Here is a 16802-nt window from a genome sequence, read left to right as displayed (position 1 = left end):
AGGATGAAAATTTCCAACTTTTTTATCGACCGCCCCATCTTTGCTAGCGTCTTGTCTATTATTATAATGTTTGCCGGTTTCATTGCTTTAATGAATTTGCCGATTGAGCAATACCCCAATATTACTCCTCCTCTTATCCAAGTTTCCACCTATTATCCAGGCGCGGGGGCCCAAACAATTGCTGATAGCGTGGCCGCTCCTTTAGAACAGCAAATCAATGGGGTGGAGAATATGATTTATATGTCTTCCCAAAATTCATCTTCAGGCAATTATCTTTTAAATGTGTATTTCGAAGTGGGTTCTGATCCTAAAAAAGCACAAATTGATGTCAATAATAATGTGAGTAAGGTGTTGGCTCAATTACCCGAAGAAGTGCAACGCCAGGGTGTAATCGTACAAAAGCAGACACCTAATATCCTTTTATTTGTAGCTTTGCAATCCCCGGATGGCCGTTATAACGATATTTTTATGAGTAATTATGCCACCATCAATGTGGTAACTGAATTACAGTTGATTCCTGGAGTAAGCCAAGTCAGCATTATAGGGGCTCGAGATTATGCGATGCGCATATGGCTTAAGCCCGATCGCATGGCGCAATTGGGAATTACTACGTCCGATGTGGTGGACTCTATTAGGGAGCAAAACAGCCAGGTACCAGCTGGTATGATAGGAGGAAACCCTACCTCTCTACCTATTGAGCTAACTTTACCCATGCTAGCTACTGGGCGATTAACGACGGCAGAAGAATTTGAAAACATTATTATCAAAGCAAATGCCGACGGTTCGATGGTCTTTGTGAAAGATATAGCAGAAGTTGATCTGGGTGCTGCTAATTATGACGTAAATGCTAAGCTTAATAATAAGTCGATGACAGCCATTGCTATTTATCAGCAATATGGAGCCAATGCTCTAGAAGTTGCCGATAAAGTTAAAACGAAGATGAAAGAATTAGCTACCCGCTTTCCCAACGGCATCGAATATACTATCCCTTATGATACGACCAAATTTGTAAAAGCTTCTATTCGTGAAGTGGCCATCACTATTTTAGAAGCTGCCATATTAGTAGTTTTAGTGGTGCTTCTTTTCTTGCAAAATTTGCGGGCTACCTTGATTCCGATGCTTGCTATGCTTGTATCCATCGTGGGTGCATTTGCGGGGATGCTTGTTTTAGGATATTCCATCAATACTTTAACATTATTTGCTATGGTTTTGGCTATCGGTATTGTAGTCGATGATGCGATTGTCGTTATTGAGAATGTTGAGCATAATATGCGCGCTTTAAAATTATCGGCTACAGCAGCCGCTAAAAAAGCCATGGCCGAAGTATCGGGTCCTGTAATAGCCATTGTTTTTGTACTGTGTGCTGTCTTTATTCCCGTAGCCTTTCTAGGTGGAATTACAGGCGAGCTATATCGTCAGTTTGCTATTACTATTTCCATTGCCGTAGTGATTTCAGGCGTGGTCGCGTTAACCTTAAGTCCTGCGCTTGCTGCTTTATTGTTGAAGCATAAAAAAGAGGATTCAAAATTTACGATTAAATTCAATCATGCTTTTGAAAGGTTGGGAAATCGATATGTAAAAATTGCACGCCTACTCCTTATGAATCCTCTATTGGCTTTATCTATTTTTGTGATAGTTTGCTCAAGCGTAGGTTTTATGTATAAACTAGTACCTTCTAGTTTTATTCCTATCGAAGATCAAGGCTATATCATGGCAGTCGGCATGTTGCCCGATGGGGCTAGCCTACATCGCGTCGATGCAGTAACCAGCCAGATAGATAGCCTAACGAAGACTCATCCTGCTGTCACCGATGTTGTCGCCTTAGATGGGTTTGGATTATTAGATGGTTTAAATAGAAATAACCAATCTAGCTATTTTATCGTATTCAAAGATTGGAGTGAGCGGACGGGCAAAAACCAAGCGGCTCCAGCCTTATTGCAGCAGTTAGCTCCTAAATATGCAGCTTTGCAAGAGGCGGTGGTTATTCCTTTCAATCCACCTGCTATTCAAGGCATTGGCAGTGTGGGCGGCTTTGAATTTTGGGTACAGTCCAGATCTTCAGGTAATATCGAATCTTTGGAAAAATACGCAAAAGAAATTGTTGCTAAGGCTAACCAGAGCCCTGTTCTTAGGGGTGTTTCTACCAATATTGACGCTACGGCTAAACAGTTTTTTCTTTCCTATGATCGTGAAAAATCTAAAAGCATGGCTGTCTCCATTGCTGAGGTTTATCAAACTCTACAAGCCATGATGGGCTCTTTATACGTTAACAATTTTAACAAGTTTGGCCGCGTATATAACGTCTATATTCAAGCAGAAGATATTTACCGTAGCACTCCTTATAAGCTTGGAGAGATCTATGTCAGATCTTTAAATGCAAGCATGGTTCCTTTAAAATCCTTGATAAATATACGTAATAGCACAGGCCCTTCTCTGATTAGCCGCTTTAATAGTTTTAATGCCGCTAGAATCAATGGAAGTGCAGCGGCAGGCTTTAGCTCAGGCCAGGCCATGGCTGCTATGGAGGAGATAGCGCGAGAGATACTGCCTCCTGAAATGTCATTCTCATGGGGGGGACAATCCTATCAAGAGAAAAAAATGGTAGGCACAGGCCTTAAAGTCATGGCGGCGGGTCTATTCATGGTTTTTCTGATACTGGCAGCCCTTTATGAGAAATGGTCTCTGCCTTTTTCCATTTTAATGGTTGTGCCTTTTGGCCTCTTAGGAGCCTTTTTGGCTGTGTGGATGAATGGAATGAGCAATGACGTCTATTTTCAAGTAGGCTTGATTACCTTAATTGCTCTTTCTGCAAAAAATGCAATTCTTATCGTAGAGTTTGCAGTGATCAAGCACCAAGAAGGCCTGCCTTTAGCAGAAGCGGCTTTAGAAGCTGGAAAGCTGCGCTTAAGAGCCATTATGATGACTTCATTAACATTTATACTAGGCGTCGTGCCTTTATTTATGGCCAAAGGAGCTGGGGCAGCCAGCCGTAATTCGGTGGGCACGGGCGTCTTAGGAGGAATGATAACAGCTACCTTTTTAGCCATTTTTTTTGTTCCTTTTTTCTATAAGTTATTAGAAGAAATAGCAAATTGGAGAGGAAAAAAAACTGGCTATCTATCCACACAAACTTCTAAAGAAACATCGGACAAGACAAATGTATAATTTAAAGACAAAGGCTTATAAAGGCGGGCGTTTTTTTCTCGCCTGTATAGGCTTATTTATGGTTTCCTCTTGTGTTTTTAGGCCAAATTATACACGTCCACCTGTCAATGTTCCTGAAAAATGGCGCTTGCCTGTTCATGAGGCGTGTGGCTTAGCAAATATCTATTGGTGGCAGCAACTAGGCGATCCTGTATTAGAGGCCTTAATTATAGAAGCTCTAAAAAATAATTACACTCTGCAAGCAGCGATGGCTTCGGTAGAAGCCTATTACAGCCAATTTAGGGCCACTAACTCCCAGCTTTTTCCTCAAATCACGGGGGATGGTAGCGCCTTAAGGCAAGGGCTTTCTGCTCAGTCTAATTTAGGTCTTGCGCAAAACTTGCGTTTAATAAATAGTTTTTCTGCCTTGTTATCTTGTGCTTATGAATTAGATATTTGGGGACGTCTAGGTTCTGCTTCTGATGTGGCTTTAGCTCAATATTTAGGGGAAATTCAAGCGCGCCGCACCGTTATCCTTACCTTAGTAAGTGCGCTAGCCAATAGCTATATTACTTTACGTCAATATGATGAGCAATTGCAAGTGGCACAGCAAACTCTAAACTCCTTTCAAGAGTCTTTGGAATTGATGACAGATCAGTGGGAGCAAGGAGAAAGTTCTGAATTACCTATTACCCAAGCAAGCGCTGAAAGAGATACTGCTGCTAGCCTTGTTAAACAACTAGAAGTTAATGTAGCTCAGCAAGAAAATCTTTTATGTATTTTACTAGGGCGTAATCCCGGTAATATTAGGCGGGGTAAAATACTTGAAGAGCTTGCCCAGCCTCCTTCCATTCCTGCTGGATTACCTTCCGACGTGCTAGAGCAAAGACCAGATGTGATGCAAGCCGAATTGAATTTAATAGCTGCCCATGCCAATGTGGGAGTGGCTAAAGCTAACCTATTTCCTCGTATCTCCTTAACAGGTTACTATGGAAATGAAAGCTTTGCATTAAATACGCTTTTTAAAGGTGCTGCTTGTGCTTGGCAAGTCGGTACAACTTTTAGTGAGCAGATATTTAATGGGGACTCTATATTGCTCAATTAGATCAGGCGCATGCGCAAGAAAAGCAAGCTCTGTTTTCCTACTATAACACTATACAAACTGCTTTTAAAGAAGTAGAAAATGCATTGATTAGTCATTCTAAGAGCTTAGAGGTTTTAAGAATACACAAGGATCAAGTGCAAGCTTTGCAAAAATCTCTTGCTTTGGCTTTGCTAGCCTATGATAATGGCCAGGTGGATTACTTAAATGTTTTAGATGCCCAAAGAAATCTGTTGTCTGCACAGCTTAACTTAGTTCAAGCTCGCAGTGCTACCTATACTACCTTTATTGAAGTCTATAAAGCTTTAGGAGGGGGATGGGTACAAGAGGCGGATACATTAGCTACTGAAGGGTAAAAGTGCGTTTATCCCTAAAAAATTATGTTTTTATTCAAACTCTTTACTCCTTGTTTAGCCTAAATTTCTAATTATTAGAGGATTGTAAAATGTTTAACTTCTAAAGATTTAAGCTTGTCTATTCAATAAATCGAAAAAAAGTGAAGGGAATGTAGTCTAAGATATAGCCATTTAAATTTTATTTTTTTAAGGATATATGTATAATCAATTGGCATGGTATATTCATACGATTTAAGAAAAAAAGCTTGGAGTTATATCCATGATTTCTCACCACATTTCAGAATAATAGAATTTTTGGTAAGGAGGCCCTAAGCATCTAAGGATAATCCTATGGCGTTCTTTCAAATTGGTAATTTGCAATTTTTTATGGTCAATAAAGACCATATGTAGTTCGACCTGATTTACCCTAAAAAACTTCATCATTGCATCAGTTTTAGAAAGGAAAAATGTAAATTTCTTTTTAGGGATAAGCTAAAAAAGTAGAAATCCAAGAATTCTTGTTAGTGAGAATGAAAATTGGCTAAAATTTAAGAGTTTTAGCGTAGGAGGTAGCCTTCAAGATAGGTTTTTAAAGCAATTTAAAGAAGAAATTAAGCTTTTTTAGCCTGAATAAAGACGTTTGGGAGAATTTTGAGCGACTAGCCAGTTATAGATTAAACGCATGTTATGGCCAATCCCACATAAAATAGCGTTATAACGGTCTCCCCATGAGCCTTTAAGATAGTTGCGACCCAGTTTACCATCATTCTTCATATGGCCGATATGAGGTTCTATGGCTTGGCGCCTTTTAAGTTGGGACTTAATCCACTGTGTAAGGCCTTTTCTTTGTCCAGAGATAAAAATGGTTTTACCTTTTACTGTATGGCCTCGATAACCTTTATCTACAAATGCTACTTCAATATTCTTGCCGCTGTTGTTTTGAGCATTTTTAATAGCTTCTTCAAGGGTGTGCCCATCGTATGGGTTGCCATGAATGGCTCTAAGATCTAAAGCTAATCCTTCTTGATGAGTGATGACTAGCGAAGCTTTACAGCCAAATTCATATTTTTTCTCTACTTTACCTTTAGCAATACATTCTACATAGGGTTCATGCAGGCTATAAACTTTACGAGAATCATTTCTTTGTTGAGCATAAATACGCTTGATAATTTCTAAAAGATAAGAGCTTTCTGTCTCAAGAGTTTGCCCTTCTGTTTTTCTTTCAAAATCACGAATTAATCTTCCTAAATAATTATGCAGCCTTTTTTCTTCTCTTTTAGCTCTTTTCAGCTGACGGGCATGGGCATAGCGAGCACGCATGCACAATGCTGTTTTAGCTAGCTTTTTGTAGGTTTGGCGCAAAGTGATTTGGCTACTATCGGCCATTTTTACAAGCGCTTGAATAGACTTAAAGTAAAGTTTAGCATCGGTAGGAAAGGCAATAGCTTTAGGCATTACGGTTGTATCAGCAATGACTTTTTTAAGGCTTTTTTTTTACTGCACCTGTCAAAACAGCTGCTGCAATCGTCCCTTGTAAAATCTTGCTAAGTCCAGCTTCGCCTAATCTATGCCTCCATTTAATTAAAGAAGTAGGGTGGATAGGCAGCGCATGATGCCAAAATTCATACCCACAAAAGTATTGCCAATAAGAATTTTCTACCCATCGATGCACCACATTTTTATCCGAAAGTCCATACATATGCTGTAAGATAAAGAGCCCTACAACTAGCCTTACAGGCTTAGCTGGCTGGCCTATCTTTTCTACAAACAGCTTATCAAACTCTTCTTCCAACTGCTTCCATTCTATCAATTTGGATAGCTGGATGAGAGGATGATTGGGGTTAAGTTCATCGCTAAAGCGGGATTTAAAAAGACGACCTTGTTGGTTATCTAACTTGATTGGTTTCATAGTCAACTTTGCAAGAAATTAAGAGCTTTATAATGATTTAGGCGTAAACAAATTATAGCAATTTGGGAGAAAAAATGCTCTCAAAATATTGTTCAAGCATGAAACACCCTTTAAATCATGTCAAACTATGTAGGCCTAGGAAACAGAAAAACACCCAGCGTGTGGTTGGCTTTTGCGTAGGTTTCTTAAGCTGATTTAAGAAGTTCTCACCATTTTCTCGTAATTTTTCTCGAATCTTATATTCAAGCGCAGAATAGACTAAAAGGCATAAGGTCATTACCATTAAAAGAGCTTCAATTCTTTCTGGCTTTTTTAGAAAGAAAGAAGAGACTAGGAAATCGGGGCTTTTCAAGAATCTAAATCCTCTTTCTACACTTTGCTGTGCCTTATATGTTTTCAATAACTCTTGAGCAGGAAAAGCGGTTACATCCATGTCATTAGTTGCTAAGATGAAAAATCCTTTGCTCCTCTCTAACTCTGCTTTGTTAAGCAAAGAGCAGGCTACTGTACCTTCTAGGCGATAGCTAAATATAGAAGGTTTCTGCCCAGCTTTGGGTCGACCAGATGTAGTATGCTTTTGAGTGGCTATAACTTGAGGTTCTATAATTTGTATATATTTAAGCTTTTTTGCAAACTTATCTAATTGGCGCTTAGCATCGTTGGGGCATGAAAACTCTTGCTTTATAAACTAAAAAAAAGCTTTAGATTCTTTTTCACTGCCCTTAAGATAATGCTTGGCTAAAGTGCGGCATTCTCTTTGATAGGCCGCTTGGCTAAAGATGACTACCCATCTTTGTTCAACACCGGCATAGCAGGAGGTGCTCTCAAAAGCTCGATAGCCTTCTGCTATTTCTACCGTCTTGTCGTAAGACACTTCAAATATGAGCTCTTTAGCCTCTTTGATTTGCATGGGCACACGCGTGACAAATAAGCTTTGTTCTTCTTTAAAAACTTGCAAGGTAGCTGAAGTATAAAGAGCGCTGTCTCCTACTATATAGCGATTCTCTACGGCTTGCCGAAAGCTTTTAAGATGTTCGCCAACAATTTGCGTAAAGGCGGTTTTATCACTGCTATTGCCATCAGCCGCTTGCATGTATAAAGGAATATTGCCTTCATTAGAGGTGATGAGTTGCAAGACGGCTTGATTTAAATCAGGCCTATGGTCTCTACTGTAGCCTTGCACTAGACGAATGCAGGCTTCTCCCTGTTCTAATAGACTCTCATAGTTTCCATCTACGTGAAAACTTGTCGCATCTAAATGCAAACTTTTTACTTGGATGCCAAGCACTTTGATTGTATGCAAAGCTATTTTAGTAAAAAGCTCGGTCACTCCCAATTCAAATAGCTTATCCAGCGCTCTGCCTAAAACATTATCATCAATCTGTTCGGGAATGACTGACGTACCTAGCAAATGATCGATGGGTTTGTCTTCAAAGTACTCAGAATACATGTAAAGCGTCCGACTTACAAATCCCAATCCATTCAAGATCATGCATTTAACAGCTTGCCCATAGGTTAAATGCTTATTCTTCGCCTGGTTACCTACTGCTTGATCAATAAGGTCAACTAACCCTATCTCCTCACACATTCCAGCTACCAATCCTAAATGATCAACGTTTTGCGTATCTATTTACATAACTTTCAGTCGTTTAGTTTAAATCTTTAAAGAAAACATTTTACTCGATTAGCCTTCAAAATTCCTAATTATTTTTTTTGCTGAGGAATGTAAGTTATATAGAGAATGGCGGCTCAATGGCCACAGCTAGTGAGGTGTTTGGCGTAACAGCTCGCACGTTAACAAACTGGATTAAGCGGAAAAAACGTAAGCGGTCACGGGATATAAAAGGTTTTTTAGATAACAGAAGGTATGGGTTGCTTGATACGAGCTGCATGGATAGCGTCTGCTAGAAAATCTAGAATAGACTTTCCTTGTCGATAAAGAGTTTCGATACAGCTATGTAGTACTTCCCTCCACCTTTTGCCGTAGGTAGACTGGCTGCCTGGACATAACTTACGTACAATGACTAGATTTCTTAAAGATTCTTCGGCAGCATTATTGGTCATAGGAATAGTAGGATCTGTTAAGTAAGCACGGAAATGTTTGATCTGCTTTAAAAGCTTGTGACAAAACTTCCGTAATTTCTTGGTGCTACTCCAGCATTGCAATTCTTGCAATTCTTCTTGTATATAACGCCAGTTAAGATATCCATACTGCTGCCAAGTAGACTGGCTGATTTGTCCTTTTTCTAGGCGATGCTTATCTTTAAAAAGCTCTTGCAGGGCATCATATAGGTTTCCTAAACGTTGTGTATCCTCTAAAGATATGTTGGGCTGTTCTGCTTGCCCCTGTATATTACGGAGTAGATGAACTAAACAATACTGTTTGATCTTTACCTTAATTTGATGGATAGCTAAACCTCGATCACTTACTAAGCAATGAATCTGCTGGCCGACTAGCGCCTTTAGAGTAGCGCCATTTTGATAGGGTCTTAATGCATAAGCAATCACATTTCCTACACGTAGTACTAGCAAATGTTCGTTAGTAGCGGCATGACGCCAGCTCGTTGCATCTAGATGCAAGGGCTGCTGTGTGGTAATAACTGCTTTAACGAGTGTTTCATAAGACGAAAAAAGTAAGGCAGCGGTGCGAGCTTTAACTTTAGAAATAAGACCTTGGCTTAAAACCACATTAGGCAACAGGGCACTAATCATGGTGCGCACGGCACGATGCCCTTGACGATATTGCCCCATCAGCAAATTAATAAAGCCTTCCAGCCTAGGACCGAGCAAGAATTGCTCATTTTCTTTAAGTTCAGGCCGTGTTTCTAGATGGCAGCAAGGGCATTTGCTCGTCACTAGATCGATTTGATGCACCAAAGGTTTAATTTCAGGAAGCTCGATCTGCTACCATGAAAGAACCTTATCAGTTGCACGCATGGCAGAGTGGCAATGTGGGTAAACTTTTACACTACGAACATCATGCGAGGTAACTGCACTAGCAGGTAGCAGTTGACGGCTAGCACCAGGATGATAAGGTCGATTTCCTGCTTTTGGTGTAATTGAACGATTAGCTTTTTGATCGGTGGACGGTGGCTTGGAGCTATTCTTGGAATTTTGATTAAGCTGTGCCTCCAGATGGGCAATGCGCGCTTCAAGCTTGGTGATTATTTTTTCTAGTCTATTCACTAAGGCTTTTAATTGTACACTTTCAGCTCTTAGCTGTATAGTCTCAGCCCTTAGTTCTGCATTCTCTTTAAATAGTTGCTCGTATGAAGGTTGCATACTATTCAATATATGATTAAGTAAATATAAACTCTAGAAATTGTTTTACTTATCAGAAAATAATCGACAGACCCCGTGACCGCTTACGAAAAAACAAGGTTGTCTAGCTCTTAAAAAAAGACGGCAGAGCTTCAGTAAAATTGATAGTGAAAAGCTAAAGGCGTATATAAAACAAACTCTCGATGCATACCTTAAGAGAAATAGCTGAGGCATTCGGAGTGATAATAGCTGCAGTTTTTTATGCCTGTAAAAGACTAAAAATCACTTTAAAAAAAAGATACCCTTCTACAAGGAAAGAGATGAGAATAAGCGAGAAGAATTTAGACCAAAGCTAGAAAATATTCCGGAAGAAAATAGAGTTTACATAGATGAAAGCGGGATAAATGCCTACTTACAGCGCCAGCATGCAAGAAGAGCATCTAGAGGAGAAAAGATTTAGAGTGCTATAGCAGGTCGTTCATTTGCTAGGGAAAGCTTTATAGCAGCTAAACAGAAGTCTAAAATTTTAGCTCCTTTTTGTTATAAAAGTACTTGTAATTCTCTTTTGTTTAACTTTTGGCTAGAAAAAATATTGATACCTAGCTTAAAGCGGGGCAAGTTCTGATTATGGATAATGCTACCTTCCATAAATCGCAAGCCACTCATGAGCTTATCAAAAAGGCAGGGTGTGAGATTTTATTTTTACCGCCTTATTCTCTAGATTTAAACCTTATTGAAACCTTTTGGGCTAATTTTAAGAAGATCGTGGCAGCAAACTTAAGCAAATCTTCTACTCTTGCCAAACCATTGATTACTCTTTTTTAAGTATATGTCGATGATAAGAAATATAAAATTTAAATCACTATAAGAGGATGTCTTAAAACCCCCTATTTTGCCTTATTCACCTACTTCATCAAAGATCTAATAGGTTGATACAAAACAACTTATTTAAGATAATATTTGAGAAAAAAGGGAGGTAAAGATGAGCAATGCATACCCTAATCATTTATCAGATCGTGAATGGGAAGCCATTAAAATTTACTTCGAAGTGGATTACAGCAAAGGAGGCAGACCCATTAAACATACAAAAAGAGAGTTATTGGAAGCTATTTTTTATGTCTTAAGAACCGGTTGCCAATGGCATTATCTACCCAAAGATTTTCCTCACTGGAAAACGGTTTACACTTACTTTAAGAAGTGGAAAGACGCACATTTGTTTGAGAAAATTAATCATCATTTAAGGAAAAAATTAAGAGTTATAATAGGGAGGAACCTCGATCCCAGCGCTGCCATTGTCGATAGCCAGTCAGTTAAAACAGTAGAAAGGGGGGGCTCGCAGGTTATGATGGAGCTAAAAAGGTTAAGGGGCGTAAAAGGCACATTGTAGTGGATACGCAAGGCTTTTGTGTGCCACGAGCACACCGTAGATGTGCGTAACTATATGAAAGATGAGGGAAAATGGCTCCTCGAAGTCGCTTTGCAGGAAGAGATTTCAAACCACCTTAAGCTGCTTTGGTCAAAAGCCAAGGTAGTGAGCGTTAAGGAAAAGGTATGATAAACATATCAGGTGAGGACTAAGGAGACGAACGAAAGTGAACTATTGACCCAAGTGTCGAAAGCTTGCTCAATGGCGTCAAAACTGGTGGTTGCGTACTCTTCCAAGATAAATTTAGGGGCAACCTGTTTACTGCCTAAATGGCGTCCGGCATAAAGATAGCGTGAACTTAGTCTAGGCTTTTGTATGGAACGTGGGAACTTCATAGATGATGTTAAGAGAAAACCATATAAGTGAAGAACACAAAGTGGGAAATATCGAAGCATGTATGAGGGGCAGATCAACTCGTAGTAGTGAGGAAGCCTTTGTAATGAAGGGGGAGCGAAGGGGTTGAATTGTTCATTCCACCTCAATAAGTCAAGTAGAAATACGAGGAACTTATGGGGGTGGGGAAAAGGCTGGAAAGCTTGAAGAACAATAGGAGCCGTATGAAGCGAGAGTTTCACGTACGTGTCTGTGGGAGCCTAAGGGGGAAGTTCCCTTGGGCGACCCGATGTGTGCCACGAGCACACCGTAGATGTGCGTAACTATATGAAAGATGAGGGAAAATGGCTCCTCGAAGTCGCTTTGCAGGAAGAGATTTCAAACCACCTTAAGCTGCTTTGGTCAAAAGCCAAGGTAGTGAGCGTTAAGGAAAAGGTATGATAAACATATCAGGTGAGGGCTAAGGAGACGAACGAAAGTGAACTATTGACCCAAGTGTCGAAAGCTTGCTCAATGACGTCAAAACTGGGGGCTGTGTAATCTCCCAAGATAAATTGAGGGGAAACCTGTTTACTGCCTAAATGGCGTCCGGCATAAAGATAGCGTGAACTTAGTCTAGGCTTTTATATGGAACGTGGGAACCTCATAGATGATGTTAAGAGAAAACCATATAAGTGAAGAACACAAAGTGGGAAATATCGAAGCATGTATGAGGGGCAGATCAGCTCGTAGTAGTGAGGAAGCCTTTGTAATGAAGGGGGAGCGAAGGGGTTGAATTGTTCAATCCACCTCAATAAGTCAAGTAGAAATACGAGGAACTTATGGGGGTGGGGAAAAGGTTGGAAAGCTTGAAGAACAATAGGAGCCGTATGAAGCGAGAGTTTCACGTACGTGTCTGTGGGAGCCTAAGGGGGAAGTTCCCTTGGGCGACCCGATGTGTGCCACGAGCACATTTTAGATGTGCGTAACTATATGAAAGATGAGGGAAAATGGCCCCTCGAAGTCGCTTTGCAGGAAGAGATTTTAAACCACCTTAAGCTGCTTTGGTCAAAAGCCAAGGTAGTGAGCGTTAAGGAAAAGGTATGATAAACATATCAGGTGAGGGCTAAGGAGACGAACGAAAGTGAACTATTGGTCCAAGTGTCGAAAGCGTAAAGATGATGTCAAAACTGGGGGCTAAAAACTCTTCCAGGATAAATTTAGGGGCAACCTGTTTACTGCCTAAATGGCATCCGGCATACAGATAGCGTGAACTTAGTCTAGGCTTTTGTATGGAACGTGGGAACCTCATAGATGATGTTAAGAGAAAACCATATAAGTGAAGAACACAAAGTGGGAAATATCGAAGCATGTATGAGGGGCAGATCAGCTCGTAGTAGTGAGGAAGCCTTTGTAATGAAGGGGGAGCGAAGGGGTTGAATTGTTCAATCCACCTCAATAAGTCAAGTAGAAATACGAGGAACTTATGGGGGTGGGGAAAAGGCTGGAAAGCTTGAAGAACAATAGGAGCCGTATGAAGCGAGAGTTTCACGTACGTGTCTGTGGGAGCCTAAGGGGGAAGTTCCCTTGGGCGACCCGATGAAATCCCTCCCTCTAAAGTTCAAGTAACAGAACATCGTGTGGAGGAGAAAAAATGCCCTTATTGTGGAAAAAATAGCAGAGCAGCATTTCCTGAACATGTTAAAGGACCTGTACAATATGGCAAGAGAGTTCAAGCCTTGGCAGCTTATTTTACCGCTCAACATTTTATACCTGTAGATCGCGTCTGCGAAATTTTTAAGAATGTGTATGATGTGGGTATTTCACCTGGCACCTGTGTAGCTAGCGATGAAAAGCTTTTTAAGGAACTTGAAGCCTTTGAAAACACTCCAAAAGCACACTTGCTAGCTACCCAAGTTTTGCACTTTAATGAGACAGGCATCCGCTGTGAGAAAAAACTAGCTTGGTTGCATGTAGCTTCTTCACCAAGGGCTACTCTTTACACCCTACATGCTAAACGGGCAACAAGCTATGGATGAGGCAAATATTTTACCACAATTTAAAGGAATAGCGATCCATGACCATTGGTTTCCTTACTTTTCTTATAAGCAAATGCGGCATGGATTATGCAACGCCCCTCACTGGCGAGAATTGACGTTTATGCATGAAGAAAAGCAGGAAGAGTGGGCCAAACATATGAAGGAGCTCCTGATTTTTGCCAAGCAAGAAGTAGAAAAACATGTAGAGCAAGGGGCTTTAGCCTTCAAAGGTTTTACAGCATATCGAGCAGGCCTATACACAGAGGATTACTGATGGGCTTACCTATCATTTAAGCTTACCTCCTTTGCCTAAAGGTAGAAGAGGTAAGCAAAAGCAACGGGAGGGTAAAAACCTCCTAGACCGCCTAAAAGAAAAGCGAGAATGTGTGCTGCGCTTCATGTATGACTTTGCCGTGCCCTTTACCAACAACCAAGGCGAACAAGATATACGTATGGTTAAGTTGTCCTAGACAGTACTTGACCTGACAAACATGAGTTACCTGGCAGGTACTATTTCTGTCAGTTGTAACTTATCTAACATCTTTTCTTGTGCAAGATGTTTAGCATCTAAGAATGTTTGTAAAGGCGTCTTGCCAAAACAATACTTTCCTGTATGTGTTCTCTCGTTATTATACTCATTCATCCATTTATCCACATCCTCTTGTAATTCTTCAACATTTTTAAACACTTTCTTCCTAAAAGCTATGGCATAAAATTCGTTCTGGATGGTCTGATGAAACCTTTCGCAGATTCCATTGGTTTGAGGGTGCCGAGCTTTAGTGCGAGAATGGTCAATGTCTTCAATGGCCAGATAAAGTTCATACTCATGATGCTCTCTTGCTCCGCAGTACTCTGTACCACGATCGGTCAATATTCTTAAGACACGAATAGCTTGCTCTTCAAACCAGGGAATGACTTGGTCATTCAGCATATCCGCTGCTACCAACGCATTTTTTCTATCGTATAGTTTGACAAAAGCTACCTTAGAATAGGTATCGATCACTGTCTGTTGATAAATGCGTCCCACACCTTTAATAGTGCCTACATAATAGGTATCTTGAGATAATAAATAGCCTGGATGTTCAGTTTCAATTTCGCCATGTGCTTCTTTTTCTTCCTTGGCTTTTTCAAGGGCTTTTAGTTGGTCCTCTGTTAATATCATCTCTTCCTGAGCCATCTTAGCTTCCAATGCTTTGAGACGTTTTTGAAAAGTCTCAAGATTGTATCGAAGCCAAACAGAACGCACACCTCCTGGCGAAATGAAAACTCCTTGTTTCTTAAGCTCGTTACATACTCTTAGCTGTCCATAAGCAGGCTTTTGAAGAGCAAAATCAACAACAGCTTTTTCGATAGACTCGTCCACCCTGTTTTTTATACAGGGTTTTTTACGTGTCATATCCTGAAGAGCAGCTTCTCCACCTGTTTCATAAAGTTCTTTGAATCTATAAAAGCTATCTCTAGAATATCCCATCATCTTACACGCTTGGGATACATTTCCTAATGTTTCAGCTAGCTTTAAAACACCAAGTTTATTTTTTATAACTTTTTGATAAGTTGCTAAATTTGACATTTTGACACTCCTTATTGGTTTAAATCGTTCACTTCAACTTCCCTGCCGTCACTTTTAATGAGCGACAGGGCTTCAAGCTTCGCGACTTATAAATTGTGTTTCCTTTATTTTTATCACAAATGTCAGATTAAGTCCTATCTATTACAATTAAGTTAAAGCAAAAGATATCCGGTTGTTTTCGTAAGCCTAAAGGAGGTCGGATTTTTTGCCGTATCCGCAGCTATATTTCTACCGCACGTAAACAGGGTTGGAATGTCTGGGATGCATTGGCAGATGCCATCCGAGGGAGTCCTCGTCTGTTAGCCATCGATTGATAGGCTGGCTTGCTAGAAGCCCTTACCTAACTTCTATTTCATTCAAACACTCCTGAATAAAAAGGGGGTATCTGAACTGTTACGAAATTAAGAGCTTTATAATGATTTAAGCGTAAAATGTAATAGATACGACTTAATCTGACATTTGTGATAAAAATAAAGGAAACACGATTTATAAGTCGCGAAGCTTGAAGCCCTGTCGCTCATTAAAAGTGACAGCAGGGAGTTGAAGTGAGCGACTTAAAACCAATAAGGAGTGTCAAAATGTCAAATTTAGCAACTCATCAAAAAGTTATAAAAAATAAACTTGGTGTTTTAAAGCTAGCTGAAACATTAGGAAATGTATCCCAAGCGTGTAAGATGATGGGATATTCTAGAGATAGCTTTTATAGATTCAAAGAACTTTATGAAACAGGTGGAGAAGCAGCTCTCCAGGATATGACACGTAAAAAACCTTGTATTAAAAATAGAGTGGACGAGTCTATCGAAAAAGCTGTTGTTGATTTTGCTCTTCAAAAGCCTGCTTACGGCCAGTTAAGAGTATGTAACGAGCTTAAGAAACAAGGGATTTTCATTTCGCCAGGAGGTGTGCGCTCTGTTTGGCTTAGATACAATCTTGAGACCTTTCAAAAACGTCTCAAAGCATTGGAAGCTAAAATGGCTCAGGAAGAAATGATATTAACAGAGGACCAACTAAAAGCTTTTGAAAAAGCCAAGGAAGAAAAAGAAGCGCATGGCGAAATTGAAACTGAACATCCAGGCTATTTATTAGCTCAAGATACCTATTATGTAGGTACTATTAAAGGTGTGGGACGCATTTATCAACAGACAGTGATCGATACTTATTCTAAGGTAGCTTTTGTCAAACTATACGATAGGAAAAATGCGTTGGTAGCAGCGGATATGCTGAATGATCAAGTCATTCCCTGGTTTGAAGAGCAAGATATTCGTGTCTTAAGAATATTGACCGATCGTGGTACAGAGTACTGCGGAGCAAGAGAGCATCATGGGTATGAACTTTATCTGGCCATTGAAGACATTGACCATTCTCGCACTAAAGCCAGGCATCCTCAAACCAATGGAATCTGCGAAAGGTTTCATCAGACCATCCAGAACGAATTTTATGCCATAGCTTTTAGGAAGAAAGTGTTTAAAAATGTTGAAGAATTACAAGAGGATGTGGATAAATGGATGAACGAGTATAATAACGAGAGAACACATACAGGAAAGTATTGTTTTGGCAAGACGCCTTTACAAACATTCTTAGATGCCAAACATCTTGCGCAAGAAAAGATGTTAGATAAGTTACAACTGACAGAAATAGTACCTGCCAGGTAACTCATGTGTGTCAGGTCAAGTACTGTCTAGGACACGTAAAAGGATTATAGCA

The 16802-nt window shown here is 40.1% G+C and carries 19 protein-coding genes and 3 pseudogenes; 15 read left to right on the top strand and 7 right to left on the bottom strand.

Annotated features, from left to right (window positions below):
• Nucleotides 1-3: 3 nt before the first annotated feature.
• Genes TY21_RS10185 through TY21_RS11725 form a run of 3 tightly spaced genes read left to right on the top strand, consistent with a single transcriptional unit; the run spans nt 4 to nt 4602 of the window.
• Complete coding sequence (locus TY21_RS10185) at nt 4-3165, top strand: efflux RND transporter permease subunit (protein ID WP_042243353.1); 3162 nt, start codon at nt 4-6, stop codon at nt 3163-3165.
• A 58-nt stretch (nt 3166-3223) separates the two neighbouring features.
• The gene (locus tag TY21_RS10180) at nt 3224-4249 is read left to right on the top strand and encodes an efflux transporter outer membrane subunit (protein ID WP_158623077.1); all 1026 of its coding nucleotides are present in this window, start codon (nt 3224-3226) and stop codon (nt 4247-4249) included.
• Nucleotides 4237-4602: a TolC family protein gene (locus TY21_RS11725; RefSeq protein ID WP_130589758.1), complete on the top strand. Its 366-nt coding sequence runs from the start codon at nt 4237-4239 to the stop codon at nt 4600-4602. The genes TY21_RS10180 and TY21_RS11725 overlap by 13 nt, the downstream gene beginning before the upstream one ends.
• Nucleotides 4603-4869: 267 nt before the next feature.
• On the opposite strand, the gene TY21_RS11170 is transcribed toward TY21_RS11725, so the two are convergent.
• The 4 genes and pseudogenes from TY21_RS11170 to TY21_RS11585 form a co-directional block, all read right to left on the bottom strand.
• A complete protein-coding gene (locus tag TY21_RS11170) occupies nt 4870-5025 on the bottom strand; it encodes a hypothetical protein (RefSeq protein WP_158623076.1) in 156 nt (51 codons plus the stop codon).
• A gap of 177 nt (nt 5026-5202) precedes the next feature.
• A complete protein-coding gene (locus TY21_RS10170; protein WP_130589559.1) occupies nt 5203-6036 on the bottom strand; it encodes an IS5 family transposase in 834 nt (277 codons plus the stop codon).
• 25 nt (nt 6037-6061) lie between these two features.
• Nucleotides 6062-6490 (bottom strand): transposase, encoded by a 429-nt coding sequence (locus tag TY21_RS10165; RefSeq protein ID WP_052354625.1) that lies wholly within the window; start codon nt 6488-6490, stop codon nt 6062-6064.
• A 115-nt stretch (nt 6491-6605) separates the two neighbouring features.
• A pseudogene (locus TY21_RS11585) lies at nt 6606-8120 on the bottom strand (IS1634 family transposase).
• Nucleotides 8121-8203: 83 nt separating this feature from the next.
• Here TY21_RS11585 and TY21_RS12025 point away from each other — a divergent pair.
• A complete protein-coding gene (locus TY21_RS12025; RefSeq protein ID WP_368668659.1) occupies nt 8204-8398 on the top strand; it encodes an IS630 transposase-related protein in 195 nt (64 codons plus the stop codon).
• On the opposite strand, the gene TY21_RS10145 is transcribed toward TY21_RS12025, so the two are convergent.
• Together TY21_RS10145 and TY21_RS10140 are read right to left on the bottom strand one after the other, a co-directional pair.
• Nucleotides 8342-9364, bottom strand: a complete 1023-nt coding sequence (locus tag TY21_RS10145) for a transposase (RefSeq protein WP_130589756.1) — start codon at nt 9362-9364, stop codon at nt 8342-8344. The two genes, TY21_RS12025 and TY21_RS10145, sit on opposite strands and share 57 nt — an antisense overlap.
• Before the next feature lie 30 nt (nt 9365-9394).
• The gene (locus TY21_RS10140; protein WP_042238793.1) at nt 9395-9772 is read right to left on the bottom strand and encodes a DUF6444 domain-containing protein; all 378 of its coding nucleotides are present in this window, start codon (nt 9770-9772) and stop codon (nt 9395-9397) included.
• Nucleotides 9773-9954: 182 nt separating this feature from the next.
• On the opposite strand from TY21_RS10140, the gene TY21_RS12020 reads away from it, so the two are divergent.
• The 9 genes and pseudogenes from TY21_RS12020 to TY21_RS12015 all read left to right on the top strand — a co-directional run bounded on the left by TY21_RS12020 (nt 9955) and on the right by TY21_RS12015 (nt 13998).
• Nucleotides 9955-10107, top strand: coding sequence for an IS630 transposase-related protein (locus TY21_RS12020; protein ID WP_079979806.1), 153 nt, complete (start codon nt 9955-9957; stop codon nt 10105-10107).
• Between the two features lie 265 nt (nt 10108-10372).
• Nucleotides 10373-10576, top strand: coding sequence for a transposase (locus tag TY21_RS10130; RefSeq protein WP_368668661.1), 204 nt, complete (start codon nt 10373-10375; stop codon nt 10574-10576).
• Between the two features lie 157 nt (nt 10577-10733).
• Nucleotides 10734-11155: pseudogene (locus TY21_RS10125) on the top strand (IS5 family transposase); the annotation flags it as partial.
• A 1-nt stretch (nt 11156) separates the two neighbouring features.
• A complete protein-coding gene (locus TY21_RS11165; protein ID WP_158623075.1) occupies nt 11157-11306 on the top strand; it encodes a hypothetical protein in 150 nt (49 codons plus the stop codon).
• 495 nt (nt 11307-11801) lie between these two features.
• A complete protein-coding gene (locus TY21_RS11160) occupies nt 11802-11951 on the top strand; it encodes a hypothetical protein (protein WP_158623075.1) in 150 nt (49 codons plus the stop codon).
• A gap of 495 nt (nt 11952-12446) precedes the next feature.
• Complete coding sequence (locus TY21_RS11155) at nt 12447-12596, top strand: hypothetical protein (RefSeq protein ID WP_158623074.1); 150 nt, start codon at nt 12447-12449, stop codon at nt 12594-12596.
• Nucleotides 12597-13129: 533 nt separating this feature from the next.
• Entirely contained in the window at nt 13130-13528 is a 399-nt protein-coding gene (locus TY21_RS11720) for a transposase (protein WP_052354295.1), read from the top strand.
• The gene (locus tag TY21_RS11715) at nt 13521-13802 is read left to right on the top strand and encodes a transposase (RefSeq protein WP_052354297.1); all 282 of its coding nucleotides are present in this window, start codon (nt 13521-13523) and stop codon (nt 13800-13802) included. The genes TY21_RS11720 and TY21_RS11715 overlap by 8 nt, the downstream gene beginning before the upstream one ends.
• The gene (locus TY21_RS12015; protein WP_079979809.1) at nt 13771-13998 is read left to right on the top strand and encodes a transposase; all 228 of its coding nucleotides are present in this window, start codon (nt 13771-13773) and stop codon (nt 13996-13998) included. Before TY21_RS11715 ends, TY21_RS12015 begins: the two co-directional genes overlap by 32 nt.
• 26 nt (nt 13999-14024) lie before the next feature.
• On the opposite strand, the gene TY21_RS10105 is transcribed toward TY21_RS12015, so the two are convergent.
• Nucleotides 14025-15098, bottom strand: a complete 1074-nt coding sequence (locus tag TY21_RS10105; protein WP_042244182.1) for an IS481 family transposase — start codon at nt 15096-15098, stop codon at nt 14025-14027.
• 149 nt (nt 15099-15247) lie between these two features.
• Here TY21_RS10105 and TY21_RS11575 point away from each other — a divergent pair.
• Together TY21_RS11575 and TY21_RS10100 are read left to right on the top strand one after the other, a co-directional pair.
• Nucleotides 15248-15412: pseudogene (locus TY21_RS11575) on the top strand (IS66 family transposase); the annotation flags it as partial.
• A gap of 264 nt (nt 15413-15676) precedes the next feature.
• Complete coding sequence (locus TY21_RS10100) at nt 15677-16750, top strand: IS481 family transposase (RefSeq protein WP_130589754.1); 1074 nt, start codon at nt 15677-15679, stop codon at nt 16748-16750.
• Nucleotides 16751-16802 lie beyond the last annotated feature (52 nt).

It is taken from the genome of Neochlamydia sp. S13 (assembly GCF_000648235.2).
In the GTDB taxonomy this organism is placed as follows: domain Bacteria; phylum Chlamydiota; class Chlamydiia; order Chlamydiales; family Parachlamydiaceae; genus Neochlamydia.
Note: the sequence above shows the minus strand (reverse complement) of the source record. Positions and strands in the feature narration are given on the sequence as shown.